Raw genomic sequence first — 21,210 nt, forward strand, 5'->3', positions numbered from 1 at the left:
GGAGGCAGGTTGGCGCGGCTCCGAAATGTTCTTCGACTTTGCGCCATTTGCAGGTTCCGTCCGAGCTAAAGCTGTGACACTGAGCGTTAAGAAACAAAAATGTAGAAGGCAGCTGACGAGAGCGCGGACTAGTGAATGGGAAGAGATTCTGTTTCGCATCGAACACCGTACCAGTCGAGGAACTAAAGATGGAAGCCTGTTCAGCATGTTAGCTGACTCTTCTCAGCGATCTGCTCCATGCGTTGTGCTGGTGCAGCATGCTGGGGGCAAATCCGGGATTGCGTGACGGGGCTTGTAGTCGAAGCGGAACTGCTGCTGCGGATTACTTGGTTCGAAACGATCGTTCCAAAACAATTGATATTCAAGATAGCCTGCGTCGTCCGGGATGTGCTCGGGGCTTGAATATGGGTAGCTGCTCATTCCATGAAATGGCATCGCGGAGACCGTGAAGGGCATGGCCTCGTAGAAGTCCATGTCTTTGACGTATCCATTTGCGTAGAAAAAATAGTCTCTCTTCCAACCCGCAGGGAGAGCAGGCAGTTGGGAGTCGCGAAATTCCAGGTCGATGTCTTCGCCGCTTCCGAAGATGACAAATTGATTGTCCAGCGCGGTAACTAACGGAGTTACGTCGCCGTAGTGTGTGTAGGAACCACGCTGACGCGCAAAAGGGCCAGCGACGCTCGCCTGGTCATAGTAGTAGGTCAGGTCACCCGGAGTCTTCCCATCCACCTGTCTCGGATACCCGCGAAAGGCGAGAGAAGCCGAAGCGATGGGCAGTTCCGTCTCCTTCACGAGTTCGGGGTGGTCATCTTCATTCGATACGAGGATCTGGTCCCAGTAGATCTGGAGATTCGTGGTGATTCGGATACGCCTCGCCTTGCTGGGTATTCTGCCGGTCAGGTCTGTGATGATAGTCCTCGGCAGACCTGCAGGGAAGCCCATGTCGTCGATGACGCGTTTCCATGTGCCATCGGCCATCTGAGCTTCAACGTAAGGCGAGATGGGCGTGAGCCCCGACTGCCAAGCGGAGTAGAGAGACGAAGCACTGAAGTATTCAATGAAGCCAGTCATCAGCAGCCGCAAGGGCTTTGATTCGTCCCACTCGCCAAGGTCGAGAGTGAGGCTATGTGTATTTGCAAATCCAGCGTAGGACAGATTGGTGAAGTCGCGCACGTACTCATGATCGTGGCTGCGTAACAGCGCCAGAACATCTTTCCCGTCATTGTCCCACGCGCCGGATGGCGGGTGACCGGCGCGCGAGAAGATTGTCTTCCGCTCGGGAAATGGTGGGTCATCCTTGAAGCGCTCATTCGGGAAGACCACAGAATCGGCAGGGTGGTCTATTGCAAGAAGGCGCACCTGATCAACGAAGTTGACCTCTTCCATGGGTTCGCCAAGCCGCAGGCTGAGGTAGCCATTTTGCGACTTCAACTGCGAGCCATCTACCTTAATCCACTCATCCGGGTCTGGAATATTTCTCGCGTTAGGAGATATCCAGTGACCGATCACGGCTGCGCCAATCGTATCGCTGATGAATTGGTATCGGGTACCGTCCCACGCGAAGAGCACCGGACAGGAACTGCCTCTGCGATCGGTCTCTGTAAGATCCAGTGATCCTTTTGCCGCTAGATTGATCTCATCCTGCGGAACACCGGTGGGCCAAAGCGTCCGCACAATATCTGGTTGCTTCGCTTCGCCCAGGCCTGCGAGGATGCTCGTCGCGCCCTGAGTGAGAAAGCCGCTCGCACCGGCAACCTCCCACTTCTGCCAAAGTCCTCCGGCAAAGACTTCGACCTTCGTTCCAATCGCAGATTTGTTGTCTGCGTTGCCATGGAGGACTATCTGGATGGAGTGATTACGATTGCCTCCGTCGTTTCGTAGAAGGAGCGGAGGCCCGTCGAGTGTTGAGACAATCAGGTCCGCGTCGCCGTCGCCATCGAGATCGACAGCAACAATGGAACGAGCACCCTGTGTTTTGAGCTTGCCTAGGCCCAAGCGTTCGCTAACATCCTCGAAGGATCCTGTTCCTGTATTTCTAAAGACGCGGACTTCAGTTCCGTGTGACGTTTCCACGACAGCTGCCAGGTCTATCCATCCGTCGTTGTCTACATCGATGGAGGTGATTCCCCAGGCTCGCTTTATATCGCGTAGAGGGAGAGCCACTCTCTCGAAGTGATTGCCGGCGATGTTCTTCCAGAGAGTGATGCCAGGTGCTCCCGCATGGGTAACAGCAATATCCATCCAGCCATCTTTATTGAAATCGAGGATCGTTAGACCAAGAGCCGGAGGAAGAGCAGACTTCGGATACAAAGGAGCCGGGAGAAAGTGCCCCTCCCGAGGGTTCATATAAAGCATCACACCATCCTGCCCTGCCACGGCGAGATCGACGGCGCGGTCATTATTGAGATCGGATAACATTGCTGTCGTGGTGCTGCTTTGCCCGCCGAGCCCCGTCTCGGTAGTCCACTCCGTGAAAGTCTGGTCGCCATTGTTGCGCCATAGAACGTTCGCGGATCCTGATTTGTCGGAAGCGCGTGCGGACCCGGTTACGAACAAATCGACATCGCCGTCGTGGTCGTAGTCAACAAAGGTGAGACCAGCTGGGGCGTTGAGCTGCCGAAGCTGCGCTTTCTCCGTCACGTCCGCAAAGTGCCCGTTCCCAAGACTACGATAGAGGATCAAACGATCGCTCATGGCAAGCGCCACATCCGGGTGACCATCGTTATCGAAATCACCGACGGCACATGCCACCGCTCTCCCTTCCGCACCAAGTCCAAGGTTCCGCCCGGGGGCAGGCTCGAAGCCCCCATCAGGGAGGTGATGGTAGAAGGTTACAGCGTTCGCCCCCTCATTCAGTACGATCAGGTCAGGCCGCCCGCGGCCCTCCATGTCGATGACGCACATACCTCCGCTTAACTCTGGATGCGCGCCGGAGTGAATAGAGGATTCATTTGAGGAGGCAGGCAGCGGCATTCGAGTGAAGGACAGAGGGATCATTGCTCCCACTGGAGACAGATTGGACTTGATCTCCTCGGCCAGCGAATATGCGCCCTGATCACCGTATGTTCGGGCAAGGACGGGTGCGAGCTTCTCGTGAGTCAGGTGCTCGAAGCGTTTCAAGTGTTCTCGAGCCTCATCGACGTTTCCGGATCGCTGCAAGGCTCGCGCAAGGCCGAACTCCGCAGACGCGTGCATCGCATTCAGATGGAGTGCTGCAAGGTACTCCTCGATAGCACGAGGGTATTCCTTGCGTTCAAAGTAAAGGGAGCCAAGAAAGTAATGTGCGTCTGCGGCAGAGGGATCAATCTTGAGTACATGCTCGAACTCCTGAATGCTTTCATCGCTGCTACCCAGCTCTCGATAAAGGAGCCCAAGGTTGTACGAGATTCGTGGATTGCTTGGGTCGAGACTTGCGGCCCGAACCAGTTCGACCCTCGCCTCGTTTAAGCGTTGTAGAGAAAGAAGCGCTATGCCGGCGTTCAAATGTGGAACAGCCAATGAATCATTGATGGCGATCGCATCCTTGAAGTGCGCCAGGGCTTGCTCACCAAGTTGCTGGTTCAGGTAAGCGACGCCGAGATTATTGAGCCGGGCACTGTCGTCTGTGCCGTGAGGTGTGCTGGCGGGATATGCAGTCCAACCCGTGAATAATAGGCAGAAGAGGAGGCTGTAGGCCAACCCGAGCGATGGCGTGGCGGCAGGCCGCACTAAATGAGCACACATGATTGTGTGTGCGAGTATAGCGCAGTGGCTGGGGAGCAATTCCGTCGGCACCGCGATTTGATGAACATCTATACTTCCCTCTATGAATGGCTTCCCACTTCTTGATACTGTCAAAAGGCGATATGAAATGTGGTTCACATGCAGGTCGGACGAACGTAAGAGCAACGAGTGAGTGAACTAACCATTAAGCCGGCCGTCGATCTGCTTGCCATGTTGCAGCAGCGTAGCATCTCCTCTTTTGAGCTTGCACAAGAGCACGTCCGCGAAATTGAGCGGCTGGACCCGCTTCTCCACGCTTTTGCCGACTTTGATCCCGATAGGGTCCTGCGCGCAGCGCGGCAGGCCGACCAGCAATCCCACACACGCAGCAGCCCGCTACTGGGCCTCCCCATGACTGTGAAGTCTTCAATTGCAACGGCTGGTCACCGATGCGAGATAGGCAGTATTCTCAATCGCGGATTCATCCCGGAAGAGGACGCCCTTGTCGTCCAGCGCATGCGCCAGGCTGGAGCGGTCTTACTGGGAACGACGAACTGCCCTGAATTCCTGATGGCCTACGAGACTGACAATCTGCTCTACGGAGCGACTGTGAATCCATGGAGCCTCGGGCATTCAGCAGGGGGCTCCAGCGGTGGCGAAGCAGCGGCGATTGCTGCGGGAATATCAGCGGGCGGCATCGGTAGCGATAGCGGAGGATCAGTACGCGAACCCGCCCACTTCACTGGAATTTGCTCACTGAAGCCAACGCCCGGGCGTATCCCGGGTAAGGGGCACCTTCCTCCATGTGTCGGGCCTTTCTCTATGCTTGGAGCCGTAGGACCGATGGCCAGAACTGTTCGCGACGTCAGTCTGTTCTTTCAAATACTCTCCGGCCAAGACATCGCCGATCCGGCAGGCGCTCTAGTCTCATTGCGACCAATCGCGGACGAGCGGCTTCGTTCCCAGCCGATCGCCGTACTCGAAGACGACGGATTCATACCGGTGACGATAGAGACCCGGAACGCCGTACGTTCCGCGGTCATAGCGCTTGAGGAAAGAGGTTTCCAGATCAGGCCATTTCAATCCAGGATGCTCGAAGAGGCACGTCTACTCTGGTGGAAATTCTTTATACGGTGCGGACGCATGCTTCTGGAGCCACTAATACAAGGGCGAGAAACAGAGCTAAGCGCCACGTTCCGCTACTTCCTGGATACGGCTCGAAGTGAGCCGCTTCTAAGCGGAGAAGAGCTGATCGAGGCGTGGACTCGATGCGATCAGGTTCGCGCGCGGCTACTTGAAGAGCTTTCGCCCTACTCCGTTCTGCTCTCGCCCGTGTGCAGCATTCCCGCATTCAGGCATGGAGAGCGAGAATGGTTCGTGGAAGGCTGCAAGGTGGAGTATTTCAGCGCTATGCGATTTACGCAGTGGTTCAATCTTCTGGCTGCGCCTGCAGCGGTTGTTCCGGTAGGCAGATCACCGGAGGGCTTGCCGATAGGCGTCCAAATTGCGAGCCTGCCATATAGGGATGAGGTGGTGCTCGCCGTCGCAGAAATGCTGGATCAGGATTTTGGCTACCAAGTGCCGCCAACCGCCTGTCACCCCAATTCACTACCTAGGTAGGAGCGCTTCTGAATGAGCGGAAACGAATCTAGATGAGGTACTGCTCATAGTGCAGCGCTCGCTCAGTGCGGAAGTGAGTTGCTTAACGCAAACCTCGAGATGTCAGTTTGTCGGCGCTTGCAGAGCCTGCTTGATGATCGCAGCGGCCTGGTCGCCCATGATCGCTGAGCCGGTCTTGTTGAAGTGCACGTCGTCTTCGTAGAGATCAAGGTGGCGGCCCATAAGAGCTTGCTGGTCGTCTACGGAAATCTTCCGGGCTTCGACGAATGTTTTAGCGATCGCGTTTCTGGCGTCGATGCGAGGATTGGTGGCACCGCTGGTCACCTCTTGCCTGACTGGGGTGATAGTGGCCCATATCAGCCTGCCATTCCCGGAAAGTGCCTGGATGGCACCAAGGAAGACGGGAAAGCCAGACTCGAACTGTGCCTCAGTGTAGCCCCATCCATGCATACCGTTGTTGAAGTGGACCACACGAAACGGTACATGTTCCATCGCTGAGAACTCCGCGATCTGGCTGGGCAGGCGAGGATCACCGACAGAGGTAGACGATGCCATGAGGTAGACGTTGGCGATGCCCTCAAGATCCTTCGTTACCTGCGGAAAGTAATTCCGCGTAATGGAGTCTCCGAGGAGAAGAACGTTCGGGAGCTTGGGGTTGGGATGCGGTGGGCGAACCTCCCACGTCCACTCGATCTCCTCCGGGATCGAAGAGGACATCTGCGCTAGGATACTAGCAGGTCCCGACATCCAAAATATGCTTGCAACAAGGGCAAGCATTACGTTATAGAGCGGCAGACGTGTTCGGCTAGAGCATTGGTGCCTACAGCGAGACTGTGTCACTATTTCTCCGTCGCTATGCTGAAGTTCTGAGGGCGATGACGCTGACGTTTGCGTCGGGCTCGTGTGCAGGAAGGTCAATCTGCAATCTGCCTTCGGTCTGCAGGACCTTCAAGGTCTGTCCGGTCGCGACCAGATGCGCGGAGAGGATCTTAGGATCGACACCTTTCAACTCCAAGGATGAGGCGGGCCAGTCGAAGACGTGGACGAAGATAGTATTTTCCTTCGCAGTGGTACGTAGACCCTTGATGCCCTGCACAGGGCCGTAGGTGGTCCCGTAGATGGAATCGCTATTGACAGCGAGCCAATCGCCGATAGCGCGAAGGCGTTGCTGGAACTCCGGCTGAATGACACCGTCAGGCTGCGGGCCTACGTTGAGGAGGAAGTTGCCGCCCCGGCTCGCCACCTCGACCAGGCTTCGAATGAGGAACTGGGCAGACTTGTAGTTGGTGTCGTGCATGTTGTAAGCCCATGTGTCGTTGATGGTCATGCAGGTCTCCCAAAGCTGGAAGTCCTCGGGTTTGGGCACGGTGGGCTTCAACTTCTTCTCGACGCTGGGGTCGACGCCGGTGATCACAACGTCGCGGGTGGGAATCGCGTTGGGGATGAACTGTTCTGGGGTCTGATAGTCTCCCGGTACTCCGATACGATCGTTGACCAGCGTGCGTGGCTGCAGCCTGTGAATGAGATTCAGAACGTGGGCGCCGTTGTACTTTTTCTGGTCGTTGAGACCATCGAACCAGACCAAGGCAGCCGGGCCATAGTTGGTAAGTAACTCGGTAAGTTGCAATTCCATGTAGTCAAGGTAGAGTGGCCACTCTGGGCGTTCGGGCTCGCCTTCCCAGTTCTCCTTCACCAACTTCGATGTGTCACGGAAACCGGGGTGGTAGAGGTCGGGCGGCGAGTAATAGAACCCGAGCGGCATACCCGAGTGCTTTGCTGCCGTAGCCAATTGCGCCACGATGTCTTTTCCGTATGGAGTTCTGGTGATCTTGTGTTCGGTGTACGCGGAGTCGAACATGCAAAAGCCGTCGTGGTGCTTGGTGGTGAAGACCATGTACTGCTGGCCTGCACTTCGAGCCAGATCGACGAACGACTGCGGGTCGAATTTGGTTGGATTGAAGCGCTGTGGAAGGGCGCGGTACTCCGCTTCGGTAATGCCGCCTGCCTTGGGCCTCATGATGGGCCAGGAGGCCTCGACACTAGCCAGGGAGTAAGGTCCCCAGTGGATGAACATGCCGAACTTGGCGTTGCGGTACCAAGCTGTCCGGTCGTCCTCAAAGATGGATGCAAATGCCGCGGTGGGTAAGAGAGGTGAGGCGGAGGCGGCGAGGGCAAGTTGGAGAAACTGCCTACGGGGGTAAATATAAGCGCTCATATCTGGCGAAAACCCTATGACAGCGAAAACAGTGATGTCAAGATAAATTAAGAAATTGCCATATTTTCTTTTGATTGACAGCGGCGAGCGCGTGGGCCTATTGTGAGGGACGCAATAATTTAAGTACTCAAATTATGTCGACGCCTTCATCACTAACAACGAATGGTTTGGTGAAGACCAACCTGGCCGACTGGCTGCGGCGAGAGATCGTGACAGGCTCCCTGGCTCCCGGGGAGCGAATTGTGGAAGGCAAGTGGGCGATGAAGTTTGGCGTGGCGCAGGGCTCGATACGGGAGGCGATCAACATTCTGACGCAGGATGGGTTCATCACCAAGGAGTCCGGGCGGAGCGCGCGGGTGATCAACCTGAGCGAAGGGGATGTGGCACATCTCTACGACCTGCGAGGCGCGATCGAGGGTCTGGCAGCGCGGCTGGCGGCAGTGGCACAGCCGGATTTCGGGAGCCTGCAGGCAGCTGTACACAATATGCGGGAGGCGGCCCTGGCAGGGAACCGCGAGCGGCTTTTGGACTGCGATCTGCAGTTTCATCTGGAGCTCTGCAGGCTCTCGCAGAATCCTTATGTCATTGAGCACGCACGCCGCATCCTGCTGCCGTTCTTCGCCTTCGTGCGCATGCGGGTGACTGTCAGCGGGCAGCAGACGACGGTGTGGGACAAGGACCTGGAAGCGCACCAGCGAATCGTAGACCTGCTGCGCGAGGGCGAGGGTGAGGTTGCCGAGCAGTATGTGAAGAGGGCGATGGCGCGCTTTGGCAAGGCGGCCTACGGCAACTGGGAAAGGCGCGCCTGATATGGCGGATGAACTGACGGGGAAGGTGATTGTGCTTACGGGAGGCGCGGACGGGATTGGCCGCGAGTGCGCGCTTGCCTATGGACGCGAAGGTGCGACGGTCGCGATTGTTGACCGCGACTTGGACGCGGCACAGCGAACGGCGGCTGAGCTCGGCGGCGGCAGCATCGCGCTTGGTGCGGATGTCTCCGATGGAGAAGCGGTCCGTAGCACGATAGCGGCTGTGGTGAGCCAGTTCGGGCGCATCGATGCGGTCCACAATAACGCCGGCATAGCGAGTCCTTCGAAACCGCTGCACGAGACCACGGAGCAGGAGTGGGACGATCTGCAGCGGACGAACGTGAAATCCGTTTACTGGACGACAAGGTTTGCATTCGAAGCTCTGGTGGCAAGCCAGGGCTGCATTTTGAATACTGCGAGCATGGTGGGGCTGATCGGGCAGACAGACCACGCAGCTTACGTGGCAAGTAAGGGCGCGATGATCTCGTTGACCAAGGCGATGGCGGCGGATTATGCGCGCCATCCGATTAGGGTCAATGCAATCTGTCCGGCTGGCGTATGGACGCCGATGCTGGAGCGGTGGTGCGCCGAGCAGCCGGAACCGGACAGTATCCGGCGATACCTGGATGAGATCCACCCTCTGGGCTACTGCCCGCGCGGTGACGTGATTGCTGACGCCGCAGTGTTCTTACTCTCAGCCAAAGCACGGTTTATGACCGGGTGCATTCTGCCGGTGAGCGGCGGAGCTGAGTTGGGCTACAGAAGATAACGCCAACCGGAGAGGCGATGCCGAGTTACACAATCAACAAAATCTCAACTCACGATGCGAGATACAAGCTACCCGCAGGGGCGGGGACGGATGCTGTCCACACGGATCCTGAATACTGCATGGCAGTGACCCTGCTGGGGAGCGATCACGGCCTCTGCGGGACAGGGATCGCGCTCACGCTGGGAGAGGGCAACCGGCTGGTGTGCGAGGCGATTGAAATGCTCGCGCGACCGCTTGCAGGCCTGGAGATCGAAGAGTTGATGGCCGACTTCGGGAGCATGGCCCGGCGTTTGGGCAACGATCCGTCTCTGCGTTGGCTTGGTCCGCACAAGGGCGTGGTTCATCTGGCGCTGGCCTCCATTACCAACGCCTGTTTCGATCTATGGGCGAAAAGCCGTGGGGTTCCGCTTTGGAAACTGCTGCTTGACCTGAAGCCGGAAGAGGTGGTTCGGCTGCTGGATCTGAGCTATGTGGAAGATGAGATGAGCGCGCAGGACGTGCTTGAGCTGTTGCGCAACAAACTGGCCACCCGTCCGGAGCGGGAACACATTCTTGCGAATGGCTATCCAGGGTATGACACCTCAGTGGGATGGATGGCGTATGACGACGATAAGGTGCGTGAACTCACGCTGCGAGCGATCGACCAGGGATTTAACGCGTTCAAGCTAAAGGTGGGTTCCTCCGACGCGGAGCGTGACCTGCGCCGTGCAGCGATGCTGCGGGAGTGCGTTGGAGACGCGGGAACATTGATGCTCGATGCGAACCAGCGCTGGAGCCTGCCGGTGGCGCTTCGCCGCTGCAGGGAGCTCGCGAAGGTCCGGCCGCTTTGGATTGAAGAGCCCACCCATCCTGACGACATACATGGTCATGCCATGCTGGCGCATGCGATAGCGCCAGTGAAGGTCGCAACGGGAGAGCACATACCGAACCGCGTGGTCTTCAAGAATTTCATGCAGTCTTCGGCAGTGCATTACGTTCAGGCCGACTGCACGCGATTGGCGGGAGTGAGCGAGTTTCTCACGGTGAGTCTGGTGGCGAAGAAGTTTGGGCTGCCGATCGCACCGCACGTAGGCGATATGGGCCAACTGCATCAACACCTGGTGCTCTTCAACCATATCGCGATGGGACATGAGGCGTTGCTGCTTGAGCACATTCCGCACCTGCGCTCTCACTTTGTGTTGCCTGCGCAGGTGAGCGGCGGGGTTTACAAGACACCACAGGAACCTGGCGCCTCCTGCGATCTCAAACCAGTTTCCTGCGGAAGAGCTAAGTGACGGAACATCTCTTGTATGGCGTTACCCTGACCATGATCGCCGGGCTGATGTCAGGCAACTGTATGTTGCCTATGAAGTTTACGCGGTCGTGGAAATGGGAGAATGTTTGGCTGATCTTTAGCGTGGTCTCGCTGCTGGTCCTGCCGTGGGCGCTCGCGGTCGTTCTGGTGGACCACTTGTTGGATATTTATCGCGGGCTAGGGATGGGACGGCTGGCCGTTCCCCTGTTGCTTGGAGCGGGTTGGGGCGTTGCGCAGATATTGTTCGGCATCTCAGTAAAGCGTCTGGGACTAGGAGTGGCGTACGCGATCATCGTTGGGTTGGGAGCGGTGTTGGGAACGCTGGTCCCGCTGCTGCTCCAGCAGAATGCGTCCGCGATCGGACACGCGGCGTACTACATCTTCAGCGGCGTCATCATCATGGTGGCGGGGATGTTCTTTACGGCTTGGGGCGGGCAGATAAGAGAGCACGGATCGTCCGTTGCGGCGAATACGCCATCGCGCCAAGGGTACGCTGCCGCGATCCTGCTTGCACTGATCTGCGGGATCATGGCACCGATGCTGAACTACTCGTTTGCGTTCGGGCAGGATATTGCGAAGGAGGCAATCCGGCTTGGGGTCACCGCAGTACACGCGGGCTATGCCGTGTGGCCGATTGCGCTGGCGGGCGGATTTATTCCGAACATCGCGTACTGTTTCTATCTACTCTCGAAGAACGGGACGTGGCAATCGTTTCGTTTGCCTGGACAGGACTTTTTCTGGTCGTCGCTGATGGGGATCCTGTGGATGGGGGCGTTTGCGCTGTACGGCATGAGCGCGAGCTATCTGGGAGCATTCGGAACGTCCATCGGATGGGGGCTCTTTCAGATATTCATGATTATGACTGCGACATTGTCGGGAGTTCTGGCGGGTGAATGGAGGAAGGCACCAGGGTGGGCGATAACGCTCCTGGGGGTGGGACTGACGTGTTTGACGGGCGCGACGATCCTGCTCGCGCTTGGCAACCGGTAGGTACGATATCAATTCCACTGTCTGCAGCGAAATTGCTACTTCTGCATTGAGTCCAATATCTGGAGCGCCTTTGCCACATCCGGGTCGGCAGGCGAAAGCTTCTGTGCTACGAGTAACTCGGCGCGTCCGTTCTTCAGTTCACCGGAGCGGCAGTAGATGAGCCCAAGATCCTTGTGAAGCAGCGGCAGCGCACTACAGTCTTTGCAGAGCTCAATGCCCTCCTTCAACTGGGCGATCGCTTGCGGCCAATCGTGAGCCTCCGCCGAGGCCAAGGCAAAGTTGCCCAGCGTCTGGGCGCGATCCATGAGGTGCTTCTGTGTCTGCAGATCATCGAATCGGGTCTGTAGGCGCTTCGCATCCTCGGGGTCGGATTTGGCAAGCAGACGGGCGAGATTATAGAGGGCCTCGCCATAATCGGGCTGAATCTCAATGGCCTTGCGCCATTGCTGAGTTGCGCCGGCACTATCCCCCTTGTGCAGCAGTTCGCGGCCGAGCATGTACCGCGCCTCGGCGTAATCGGGCTTCAAGGCGACGGCCTGTGAAAACTGCCCGATGGCCGTCTCGGTATCTCCGGATTGCCGGGCAATCAGACCCAAGAGATACCAGGATTCTGTCGACCTCGAGTCAAGCTTCGTTGCTGCCTCCAGCTCCGGCTTTGCCTCCTGATTGCGCTGGAGATCGAGCAGGACTCTGCCTCGGTTGTAGTGGGCGACTGCACTATCAGGAGCAAGGCGCACCGCCTCAGAGAACTCGGCGAGAGCATCGTTCAGATTGAACTGATCTGCCAAGGCAATTCCCAGATTCAGATGAGCCTCCGCAGCCTGAGGATTGAGTTCGATCACCTTGCGAAAGGAGGCGATGGCCTCGGCGTGGCGGTTGAGACGGGTCAATACCATTGCATCGGCGGTGAGAGCGGAGGTGTTGTTGGACTCGAGTTGCACCGCGTGATGCAGCACCTCTTCCGCTTCTGCAAAGCGTGCCTGACTTGCCAGGACGAGTCCGAGATTCACAAAGGCCCGGGTGTATTTGGGATTGTTCTCCGTCGCCTGCCGGAAAAGGCGTTCTGCTTCCTGATTATTTCCCTGCTGGCCATACAGGACGCCCAGATTGCCCTGCGCCTCGGAGTACTGCGGGTCGAGCGAAATGGCGAGTTTGAGCTGCTGCTCGGCATCCGCCATCTGCCCTGCCTGCAGGCTGAGCAGCCCAAGCTGATTGTGGGCGGGAGCGAATGCAGGGTCTAAAGCGATCGACTTGGCGAGAGCGTCGCGCTCGGCAGCAAGATCTCCCGCTCGATCAAGAGCCAGCGCGTAATCGTAGTAGGTGCGTGAATTGTTCGCATCTTCGGCAAGAGCTTCACGGTAGAGTTCAAGGGCCTTCTGCACCTCACCTGTGACCAGATATTGATTAGCCTGGTTGACTTTGACGCCGGCTACGTCCTGCTTTACGGTCTCTGCTTTCTTCTGCTGGAAGACTTTCAACTCTTCGTTGGCCTGATCTTTCTGGCCGAGGGAGCGCAGGACAGAGGCGAGCTGAAACCGGGCTTCGCTGGAGCCGGGATTGAGTTGCAGCGCCCTTTCAAACTGCACTCGCGCTTCAGCAAACTTATCGAGCTTAGCCAGAACAAAGCCTAAATCGTAATGGGCGTCATAGTGATCCGGCTGAAGCGCTACGGCCTTGGATAGCGTCCTTTCCGCCTCGGTATATCTACCGAGTTCACGGTCTACAGCTCCCACAAGATAGAGAGCCTCGAAATCGTTGGGCTTGCGGCGAAGGTAGTCTTCAGCCAGCGGCAGTGCGGTATCGAGCTGCGCGAGAATGATCAATGCTTTGATGTAAGAGGCACGAGCAACATCATCTGTCGGATCAAGCCGCAGCGCCTGCTGAAACTCGTCGGCCGCATCGCGGTAGCGGCTCTGCTGGGTATAGAGGATAGCGAGGTTTACGTGCGCCTGCGCGTAGTCTGGGTGATCTTTCACGATTGCAGAGAGGGTTTGCAGCGCTTCCTCGAGATTTCCGTTCTTTGAGTAGGCGATGGCGAGATTCAATGCCAACACTTCGTCAGGTGGTGCATCCTTCAGATAGGCAATGGCCGCCGAGTATCTCTTCTCCGCAATCAGCGCCTTGGTTAGACCGTCCAGGGCAGGTATGGATTTTGCATCGATCTTCAGAACGGCCTTGAATGCATCGATGGCGGCGTCGGGCTGGTTCGACTGATTGAGTGCGACTCCAAGCGCGAGCTGTATACGTGGGGTTCCCGGCTTCAGACCTGACGCGGTCCGAAGTTCCCGCACTGCTTGTTCCGCATCGCCGTGTTGCAGGAGGGCAATCGCGAGATCATAGTGAGCCTCCCACGACCCGGGGGCAAGATGGAGCGCAGAGCGGAAGGCGGAGAGGGCGCAAGAGAACCGCTGTTGCTGCCCAAAGTAAGCGCCGAGCGCATCGTAGGCAGCCGCTGAAGGATGCGCGGCGATGGCGCGCTCCAACTCGGCCGGACCTTTGCAATGCGGCGTCCGTGATTGAGCGATGGCGTAGCCGCAGCAACACAGGACAGTTACGGTGGAACGAAATATACCGGAAGAGGTAAAGCGAGCAATCATTGCTGCAAGCATTGGTGCGCCCCACGTCAGTGATACCCGCCTCCGAGTTCACCGCGACTGGCTGCGGTAATCACGCAGCCACGTGGTTAATCTCGCGAGAAAATTTCTCTGTCTGACGGGGAGCCGTAACGCCTGCCTTGCGGTCGTTCGCAGTCGCGGGGCGTCGCTCGGTCAGAAGTCTAGCACAAACAACAAGGGTCTCTGTTACTGCCGTTCCGCTCGTGGGCCGCCATCGTTGCGACTCCGCAGCATGAGCGAGATGCAAACTGCGGCCTGCAATTGAGGATGCTAAAATCCGCGAGGTGATCAGGAATTGCTCTTTTGCCCGCTATGCCAGTCTCTCTCTTGTTCTCTTGTGCGCCGGCCTGCTGCTGGGTTGGTGCGGGAGCAGTATTGCTCATGCGCAAGGGATGGGAATGGCGACGGGTAATGGGAAATCTACTCCCGCCAAACCGTTGCCTCCGGGAATGAAGGCGCCTGTTGTGCGGTATCAGGACATCGCGGCCCCTGCGGGATTAAAGGGCGTCAACATCTCCGGTGCGGAGAAGGGCAAACAGTACATCATTGAGACCACTGGGACCGGTGTCGCGATCATCGACTATGACAACGATGGTCTCCCGGACATCTTTGTCGTGAACGGCGGGCGGCTGGACGATGGTCAAGCTCCGACGCACTATCTCTACCACAACCTCGGTGGATTGAAATTCGAAGATGTTACGGCGAAGGCAGGGCTGGCACACACGGGTTGGGGGCAAGGGGTGTGCGCGGGCGATGTAGATAACTCCGGAAACGTCGACCTGTTTGTCACGCAATGGGGGCAGAACGCTCTCTACCATAACCTCGGCAATGGAACGTTTCGTGACGAGGCGAAGGAGAGGGGACTGGCAACCGAGCAGCGGCGATGGAGCACGGGTTGTGCCTTCATTGACTTCAATCGGGATGGTTTTCTTGATCTGGTAGTGGCGCACTATATCGAATTCGATCCGGCCAAGACGCCGCGGCCTGGAGATAAGTCGCAGTGCCGGTGGAAAGGCCTGCCGGTGTTGTGCGGTCCTCGGGGACTGCCGGCAGAGACGGTCTCGCTGTACGAGAACGATGGGCACGGCCATTTCAAGGACGTCTCCGATCAACTCCATGTGACGACCCCGAAGAACTACTATGGCTTCACCGTACTGACGGGGGACTTCGACAACGACGGCTGGCCGGATATCTACGTGGCTTGCGACTCGACCGCAAGCCTTTACTACCATAATCTGGGCGGGAAGGGCTTTGAGGAGATCGCTGCGAAGGCCGGTGTAGCTTACAACGAAGATGGCCGCGAACAGGCTGGAATGGGAGTGAGTGCTGGAGACTTCAATCATGACGGTCAACTGGACATCTTCAAGACCAACTTCGCAGACGACACACATACGCTCTATCGCAGCGAGGGCGACAACAATTTCGTGGATGCGACGATCGATAGCGGTCTCGCGGTGAACACGCGTTATCTGGGATGGGGAACCGCGTTTCTCGACATCGACAATGATGGGTGGCCTGACCTGATCGTCGCCAACGGGCACGTGTATCCCGAGGTGGAAGACGGACACACGGGCGAGCGTTTCAAGCAGCAGCGGCTCCTCTATTGGAACCGGAGAGACGGCCAGTTCTTCGACCTCTCCGGGGCGGGCGGACCGGGTATATCCGACGAGCACTCGTCGCGCGGTCTCGCAGTGGGAGACCTGGACAACGACGGCGAGCAGGAGATCGTTATCGTGAACATGGGAGAGGCGCCCACGCTGCTCAAAAACGTTGCCCCTGTGAGCGGGAGTTCTCTAACGGTACGGGCGCTGACCGCTACTGGCCGGGATGCGATCGGCGCACGGGTTACGTTGAGCGCCGGAGGGCATAAACAGATCGACGAGGTCCGCAGCGGTGGCTCGTTTATGTCGCAGAGCGACCTGCGCCTGCACTTTGGTCTAGGCAAGTCGTCCGAGGCGGAGCTCACGGTCCGCTGGCTCAGCGGCAAGACCGAGACCTTTCCGAAGGTCGGTGCTGGGCAGATCGTTACGGTTCAAGAGGGCAAGGGCATCGTCCGCAAGCAGCCCTACACGCTTTCCAAAAAGTAGCCAACCGCCGATTCATTGTGGTGGGGCCTGTTCGTATCCCTTGCGCACAGGTGGAGGAGTCTCCCGAGTCAGAACAGCATACTTCTCCGCCAGCTCCGTTTCACCCAGCCGCCGGTAGATCTGTTCCAGCAGCGCATAGATCTGGAGATCAATGATGCCGCCAATCTGTGCGGTGAGGCTGGCAGCCTTCTCGGCATCCGTTCGCGCCTCCGGATAGTTGCCCAGCCGCAGGTTGAGCTTCGCGCGGTCGTACCAGGTGGCGCGGAAATCAGGCACGAGTTCCACTGCGCGGTCGAGATGCCGCTTGCTCTCGACGAGTTGGTTACGCTTGGCCAGAAAGCGACCGTAGTTGTAATCGAGAAATGCGTCGAATTGTGGTCCATCCTGGTTAACCGCAAGACCTTTTTTATAGGCGGCGTCGGCGCGATCCATTTCACCGAGCGGTTCCAGGTTCAGAGCGAGGTAATCCCATGCAGGAGCGTACCCGGGATCGAGATCCACTGCCTTCTGAAAATGCTTTACTGCTTCGGCGGGACGCTTGGCGCGATCGTACAGAGCTCCGAGTTGAAACTGTGCGTCGGCATCGTCGGGATCAAGCTCGCAGGACCTTTTGAGCAGTTCTAGGCCTAGCTGGGACTGCCGCTTCATATCCAGAATCTGACCACGCACCGCCAGCGCGGCAGGATCGCTGGGACTACGATCAAGCGCGCCGGCCGAGAGATCATCGGCCCTCTGGTACTCGGCCTGATCGATGAGGAAACGGGCGAAGTACGCCATGCCGGTGGAATCGTCCGGCACTTGTTCTAGGTAGCGCAGGAACAGATCTTGCGCCTCTGCGGCGGATCCTTGCGCCGCCTTGATCCGTGCACGCGCAAGCAGGAGTTGAGCGCAATCGGGATAAGCGCCCTGGAGCGGAGCCAGCAGACTCTCGGCAGCAGTGACCGCATTGCGTGCGAGATCCCTTGAGATGGTCTTGATCTGAGACTCCGCCCCGCTGCAGGTATCCGCGAAGGCAGCAGGCAAGGCGACTGCCATCCACAGAAGATAGAACCAGATCGCTTTCATGACGCGCCCTCGGTCACCTTAAGAATCTGATCCGCCTTCACGTTGTGCAGAACCTGGATCGTCCCGCTCGGCCAGCGGAGTTCGATCTCCTTCACCAGCTTGTCATGACCGAGGCCGAAGTGGACCCGCTTGTCCGAGGAACTCGCATAGCTTCCGGCGGTCGTCACTTGGTTATACTGCACGACGCCGGACTGCGAGATGAGCTTGATCTGCGTGCCGATGCCATCGCGGTTACTCTTGACTCCGATGGTCTGAATCAGCAGCCAATGGTTGCCGCTTGCGGATGTGTTGTAGAGGAGCTCGGCTGGACCTCCGATCGCCGAGACGACGACATCGATCCTGCCATCGTTATTCAAATCGCCGAAGGCACAACCGCGATGGGCTGCCCGTAGGGATAGAGCAGCGCCTGCCTGTGCGCTTACGTCCTGAAAAGTGCCGTTCTGCAAGTTCTGAAAGACGGCGTTGGCCTGCCGGTAGTGCTGCTGCGGGTCGAGATCGGCGTTCTCACTTACATGCGAGTTCGCGCTGAACAGGTCCTTGAAACCATCGTTGTTGAAGTCATAGATACCAGCTCCCCAGCCGCTCATCTTGAATGTGGGGAAGCCGATCCGGGCGGGATAGGTGTCCATCCTGAAGAAACCATTCCCTTCGTTCCGGTACAGGGGGAAGGTCTCGCCACCGAGAGCGGTGATGAAGAGGCTGGGACGGCCGTCGTTGCGATAGTCACGAAAATCGACGCCCATGCTCGAGAGGGGAAGGCCATCATCCGTGTAGGCCACGCCGGCCTCAACGCCGATTTCGTCGAAGCCCTTGCCCTTACGGTTCCTGAACAGGAAGTTTCTCTCGTTATCGTTCCCGACGAAGATATCCATCCATCCATCTCCATCGTAATCCGCGATGGCTACGCCCATGCCTTTGCCGATCTGACTGGCGATGCCGGTCGCCGTTGAGACATCGGTGAAGGTACCATCGCCGTTGTTGTGATAGAGGATGTTCGGCTGGCCGGGGTAGAGCGATGGCGGGCATGACAGGCGCTTGCCGGGTGCGCCACAGACCTTGGAAGTCTCAGGCGACCAGTCCAGATAGTTCGTTACAAAGAGATCGAGGCGGCCATCGTTGTCGTAATCAATCCACGCGGAGGAGACCGCCAACAGTTTCTTGCCTTCGGGCGTAACTCCGGAGACGCCAGCGCGCTGGGTTACATCGGTAAATGTCCCGTCGTGATTGTTGCGGTACAGGATGTTCCGATTGATCCCGGTGACATAGAGATCGGTCCATCCATCATTGTCAAAGTCCGCTGCAGCCGCACCCATGCTGTAGCCTGCGCCGCGCAAGCCGGCACGGTCGGTTACATCGGTAAATGTCCCGTCGTGATTGTTGTGATAGAGCCGGTTATAGAAGCTAGGCCCCTCTTTGGAGAGAGTGGGGATCTGTGCGCCGTTGGTGAAAAAGATGTCGAGGTAGCCGTCGTTGTCATAATCCAGCAGAGCGACCCCGCCCGGAATGCTGTCGATGATCGGCTTATCGCTGGTGGTTCCGTTGTTCAGAACGAAATCGACGCCTGACTGCGGCTGGCGATTTTCAAAGCGAATCTCGGCCTCGTTCTGGGCGAACAGGCCTTGAGTACACAAGGCCAGCAGCAGCCCAGTTGTAACGGCGCAGGTGGATGGTTGGAAACGGACTCGCTGCAGACTGCGGTTGATCATTTCTGTGAAGGTTCTCCTTTAGCGAGACCCAGCATCTTCCGCATATAGGAATCCTGAGGAAATATCTCCAGGTAGTGCTCCATTGCGGCGAGAGCGTTCGAGTATTGCTTCATATTGATGAGGCGCACAACCAGCGCCCTCTGCAGCACCGGATTGAAGGGATCGAGCACCGTTGCCTTCTGCAGCAGGGCGAGCCCCTCCTCGGCGCGGCCCAATTTTGTCATGACCTCGGCAAGATCACCATAGACCGTGGCCTGTGGAGGTCCGAGCTGCAACGCGCGATGCAGATGGTCGGCCGCTTCCTGCAGCTTGCCACTCTTGAGATCTCTGCGACCCAGAGCAGCCTGCACTATGGCCTTGTCGGGATCGGTCTGCTCCAGTTGTGCGAGGACCTTGAGATAAGGAGCAACATACTCCGGTTTACTCGCGGCAAGCTCGCCATAGGCCTGCAAGAGGGTGAGCGGTGGGACGACATCATCTTTCCTGCCGGGTATAGGGTTGAGATGAATCAGATCCGGTAAAGCCGGGGTGGTCTGATGTAAGGCGGTTTCCGGAAAGCCTTCGTCAGGTCGGGCGAGAATCCTGTGGCTAGTGACGCTTGAGTGCGAAATCACCTGCACATCACGCTTCGGCATATGGCAGCCGATGCAGTTATCTACGGGCTTGCTGCGCTCGCGTGCGGCATGGGACCCTTTGCAGCTCTGTTGAGTGTGGCAGGTCAGGCATCTTGCGTTGAAGTACGCCGGCGCCTCTTCCCGCGAGGGCTCCACATGCGGATTGTGGCAGGTGATGCATCCCATGCGGCCTGCGCTGGCCCGATAACACTTGCTCAAAGACATCGAGTAGAAGTGCTCAAGATGATCGGCCTGCGGGGGTGACTCCCGGGTTGGAGGAACCATCAGGATCGAGAGGACATCGTCCAGTGGCGTGCCCGGCCTGAAGTCTTGATACGTCTTGCCCTGTTTGAAGACGCGCACATTGCCGGTTTGATGGCACGACATGCAGATGTTGTTCGCCAGATCCATGCTGAGCCTGGCGGGATTTACGATAGAGTGGCCCTGGCCCCTCTCGGGTGAGTCTCCCGAATCCATCGCGCGAATGTGCGCCGCTCCTGGCCCGTGACAGTTTTCACAGCCGATGGCCATCTCGGTAAACGGCGGGGTTTCAAAGCGTCCATTGGTTGCGGCGACCGGCCGCGGGCGGCCGCTGTGGCAGGAGATGCAACCGGCGAGGATAGGGCGGTTGAAGCCGTAATCTCCGAACTCGTACCCCGGGGACGGCCCCCAAGTGCCTGGTTTGGAATAGAAGGACAGGGGTGCCTGGAAGAGATAGTTGTCGCGCTGCAACAGAGCTCCGAAGCCGTTGGCTCCTGCTCCAATGATCCAATCGACCTCGTGCGAGTCCCGAAATATCTCCTTCCCACCCGCATCCGTCTGGTACTCGCTCTGGTACAGCTTTCCATCCCTGGAATGCACTTCAAAGTGCCGGTCCAACTTGTCATCGTAGAGGTCGGCCGAGACGGGCAGAGTCTGCAAGAGCTCTGGAGTGATCGGAGACATGGACCGGCCCATGCTCGTCCGCGAAAACTGCTTGTAAATTCCGAGATGACACCGGGAACAGCTTGCTGACCCCACGTAGCCATCGCCGTCCGGGGTGGCCGGGAGCTGGATGGCTGCCCCTTGGCGTTGCTTTACGGCAGGGGCCGCTTTCTGGGTTTGGCCGAAGCCTTCCAGCAGCAGGAGGGTTGAGACGCTGCACAGCATCCATCCTGCGTACTTTTGCAACCGTCGCTGTTCAGTCTTCATATACCTGCTGTGTGTTCGCTTCAGCCAGACGCAGATGCGAACTCGAAACATTCTCCCACACCGTTTCACGACAGCGCGCCGGGGGATTCATTCGGAGGACATGGAGATACAGTAACTGGCAGCCAAGAACAAAATGAGAGGCTGGCTGGCAGCCAAGAACAGAAGGAAGCGGCACTCCTCCTTTGGTTGGAGATCATGGTCATCATGAAAGTTGATTTTTATTCTTGACAACAGCATGTTAGGGAGATTACAAGTGGCATCCGAATCCAGTTAGCGTGAAAGTAACGAACAAACGTTTGACGGAGAATCCTGTTCTGGAATGTTCGACACGAAAAACATTGCAGATAGGAAAGAGACTTTGGAGATCCGGGGTTGTCATGAAAGTTGATTTTTATTCTTGACAACGGCAGGCTAGGGGACTACAAGGGCATCCGAGTCCAGTTAGCGTGAAAGTAAAGGAAAAAACAGCTTTGACGGAGAATACTGTTCTGGGATGTTTGGCACGGAAAACATGCGGATAGGAAAGACTTTAG

The 21,210-nt window shown here is 57.6% G+C and carries 13 protein-coding genes; 6 read left to right on the top strand and 7 right to left on the bottom strand.

The features are described 5' to 3' along the window. Positions 1–222 precede the first annotated feature (222 nt). The gene (locus OHL16_RS02460) at positions 223–3,723 is read right to left on the bottom strand and encodes an FG-GAP-like repeat-containing protein (protein ID WP_263365481.1); all 3,501 of its coding nucleotides are present in this window, start codon (positions 3,721–3,723) and stop codon (positions 223–225) included. 168 nt (positions 3,724–3,891) lie between these two features. Here OHL16_RS02460 and OHL16_RS02465 point away from each other — a divergent pair, with 168 nt between their 5' ends. Further along, entirely contained in the window at positions 3,892–5,322 is a 1,431-nt protein-coding gene (locus OHL16_RS02465; RefSeq protein ID WP_263365482.1) for an amidase, read from the top strand. Between the two features lie 102 nt (positions 5,323–5,424). Here OHL16_RS02465 and OHL16_RS02470 read toward each other — a convergent pair whose 3' ends face one another. Together OHL16_RS02470 and OHL16_RS02475 are read right to left on the bottom strand one after the other, a co-directional pair. Next, a complete protein-coding gene (locus OHL16_RS02470) occupies positions 5,425–6,039 on the bottom strand; it encodes an SGNH/GDSL hydrolase family protein (protein ID WP_263365483.1) in 615 nt (204 codons plus the stop codon). A gap of 136 nt (positions 6,040–6,175) precedes the next feature. After that, on the bottom strand, positions 6,176–7,537 hold the full coding sequence (locus tag OHL16_RS02475; protein ID WP_263365484.1) for an alpha-L-fucosidase: 1,362 nt from the start codon (positions 7,535–7,537) through the stop codon (positions 6,176–6,178). A gap of 170 nt (positions 7,538–7,707) precedes the next feature. On the opposite strand from OHL16_RS02475, the gene OHL16_RS02480 reads away from it, so the two are divergent. From OHL16_RS02480 to OHL16_RS02495, 4 genes are read left to right on the top strand one after another with little or no spacing between them, the layout of a single operon-like run. Then, complete coding sequence (locus OHL16_RS02480; protein ID WP_263365485.1) at positions 7,708–8,346, top strand: GntR family transcriptional regulator; 639 nt, start codon at positions 7,708–7,710, stop codon at positions 8,344–8,346. 1 nt (position 8,347) lies between these two features. Next, entirely contained in the window at positions 8,348–9,115 is a 768-nt protein-coding gene (locus OHL16_RS02485) for an SDR family NAD(P)-dependent oxidoreductase (RefSeq protein ID WP_263365486.1), read from the top strand. Between the two features lie 17 nt (positions 9,116–9,132). Further along, positions 9,133–10,389: an enolase C-terminal domain-like protein gene (locus OHL16_RS02490; protein ID WP_263365487.1), complete on the top strand. Its 1,257-nt coding sequence runs from the start codon at positions 9,133–9,135 to the stop codon at positions 10,387–10,389. Next, positions 10,386–11,399: an L-rhamnose/proton symporter RhaT gene (locus OHL16_RS02495; protein WP_263365488.1), complete on the top strand. Its 1,014-nt coding sequence runs from the start codon at positions 10,386–10,388 to the stop codon at positions 11,397–11,399. The genes OHL16_RS02490 and OHL16_RS02495 overlap by 4 nt, the downstream gene beginning before the upstream one ends. Before the next feature lie 35 nt (positions 11,400–11,434). Here OHL16_RS02495 and OHL16_RS02500 read toward each other — a convergent pair whose 3' ends face one another. Further along, complete coding sequence (locus OHL16_RS02500; protein ID WP_263365489.1) at positions 11,435–13,996, bottom strand: tetratricopeptide repeat protein; 2,562 nt, start codon at positions 13,994–13,996, stop codon at positions 11,435–11,437. A 416-nt stretch (positions 13,997–14,412) separates the two neighbouring features. Between OHL16_RS02500 and OHL16_RS02505 the strand changes: the two genes are divergently transcribed. Then, positions 14,413–16,101, top strand: a complete 1,689-nt coding sequence (locus tag OHL16_RS02505) for a CRTAC1 family protein (protein WP_263365490.1) — start codon at positions 14,413–14,415, stop codon at positions 16,099–16,101. Between the two features lie 12 nt (positions 16,102–16,113). On the opposite strand, the gene OHL16_RS02510 is transcribed toward OHL16_RS02505, so the two are convergent. From OHL16_RS02510 to OHL16_RS02520, 3 genes are read right to left on the bottom strand one after another with little or no spacing between them, the layout of a single operon-like run. Then, positions 16,114–17,166, bottom strand: a complete 1,053-nt coding sequence (locus OHL16_RS02510) for a tetratricopeptide repeat protein (protein WP_263365491.1) — start codon at positions 17,164–17,166, stop codon at positions 16,114–16,116. Next, positions 17,163–18,872 (bottom strand): CRTAC1 family protein, encoded by a 1,710-nt coding sequence (locus OHL16_RS02515; protein ID WP_263365492.1) that lies wholly within the window; start codon positions 18,870–18,872, stop codon positions 17,163–17,165. The genes OHL16_RS02510 and OHL16_RS02515 overlap by 4 nt, the downstream gene beginning before the upstream one ends. Beyond that, positions 18,869–20,677: a tetratricopeptide repeat protein gene (locus OHL16_RS02520; RefSeq protein ID WP_263365493.1), complete on the bottom strand. Its 1,809-nt coding sequence runs from the start codon at positions 20,675–20,677 to the stop codon at positions 18,869–18,871. Before OHL16_RS02520 ends, OHL16_RS02515 begins: the two co-directional genes overlap by 4 nt. Positions 20,678–21,210: the final 533 nt, after the last annotated feature.

It is taken from the genome of Edaphobacter bradus, assembly GCF_025685645.1.
Lineage (GTDB): Bacteria > Acidobacteriota > Terriglobia > Terriglobales > Acidobacteriaceae > Edaphobacter > Edaphobacter bradus.

What these genes read in the sequence shown, in the direction of transcription:
- OHL16_RS02460 (WP_263365481.1), bottom strand. Translation starts at nt 3,723, where the DNA reads ATGTGTGCTCATTTAGTGCGGCCTGCCGCCACGCCATCGCTCGGGTTG.
- OHL16_RS02470 (WP_263365483.1), bottom strand. Translation starts at nt 6,039, where the DNA reads ATGTCCTCTTCGATCCCGGAGGAGATCGAGTGGACGTGGGAGGTTCGC.
- OHL16_RS02475 (WP_263365484.1), bottom strand. Translation starts at nt 7,537, where the DNA reads ATGAGCGCTTATATTTACCCCCGTAGGCAGTTTCTCCAACTTGCCCTC.
- OHL16_RS02485 (WP_263365486.1), top strand. Translation starts at nt 8,348, where the DNA reads ATGGCGGATGAACTGACGGGGAAGGTGATTGTGCTTACGGGAGGCGCG.
- OHL16_RS02490 (WP_263365487.1), top strand. Translation starts at nt 9,133, where the DNA reads ATGCCGAGTTACACAATCAACAAAATCTCAACTCACGATGCGAGATAC.
- OHL16_RS02500 (WP_263365489.1), bottom strand. Translation starts at nt 13,996, where the DNA reads ATGATTGCTCGCTTTACCTCTTCCGGTATATTTCGTTCCACCGTAACT.
- OHL16_RS02505 (WP_263365490.1), top strand. Translation starts at nt 14,413, where the DNA reads ATGGCGACGGGTAATGGGAAATCTACTCCCGCCAAACCGTTGCCTCCG.
- OHL16_RS02510 (WP_263365491.1), bottom strand. Translation starts at nt 17,166, where the DNA reads ATGAAAGCGATCTGGTTCTATCTTCTGTGGATGGCAGTCGCCTTGCCT.
- OHL16_RS02515 (WP_263365492.1), bottom strand. Translation starts at nt 18,872, where the DNA reads ATGATCAACCGCAGTCTGCAGCGAGTCCGTTTCCAACCATCCACCTGC.
- OHL16_RS02520 (WP_263365493.1), bottom strand. Translation starts at nt 20,677, where the DNA reads ATGAAGACTGAACAGCGACGGTTGCAAAAGTACGCAGGATGGATGCTG.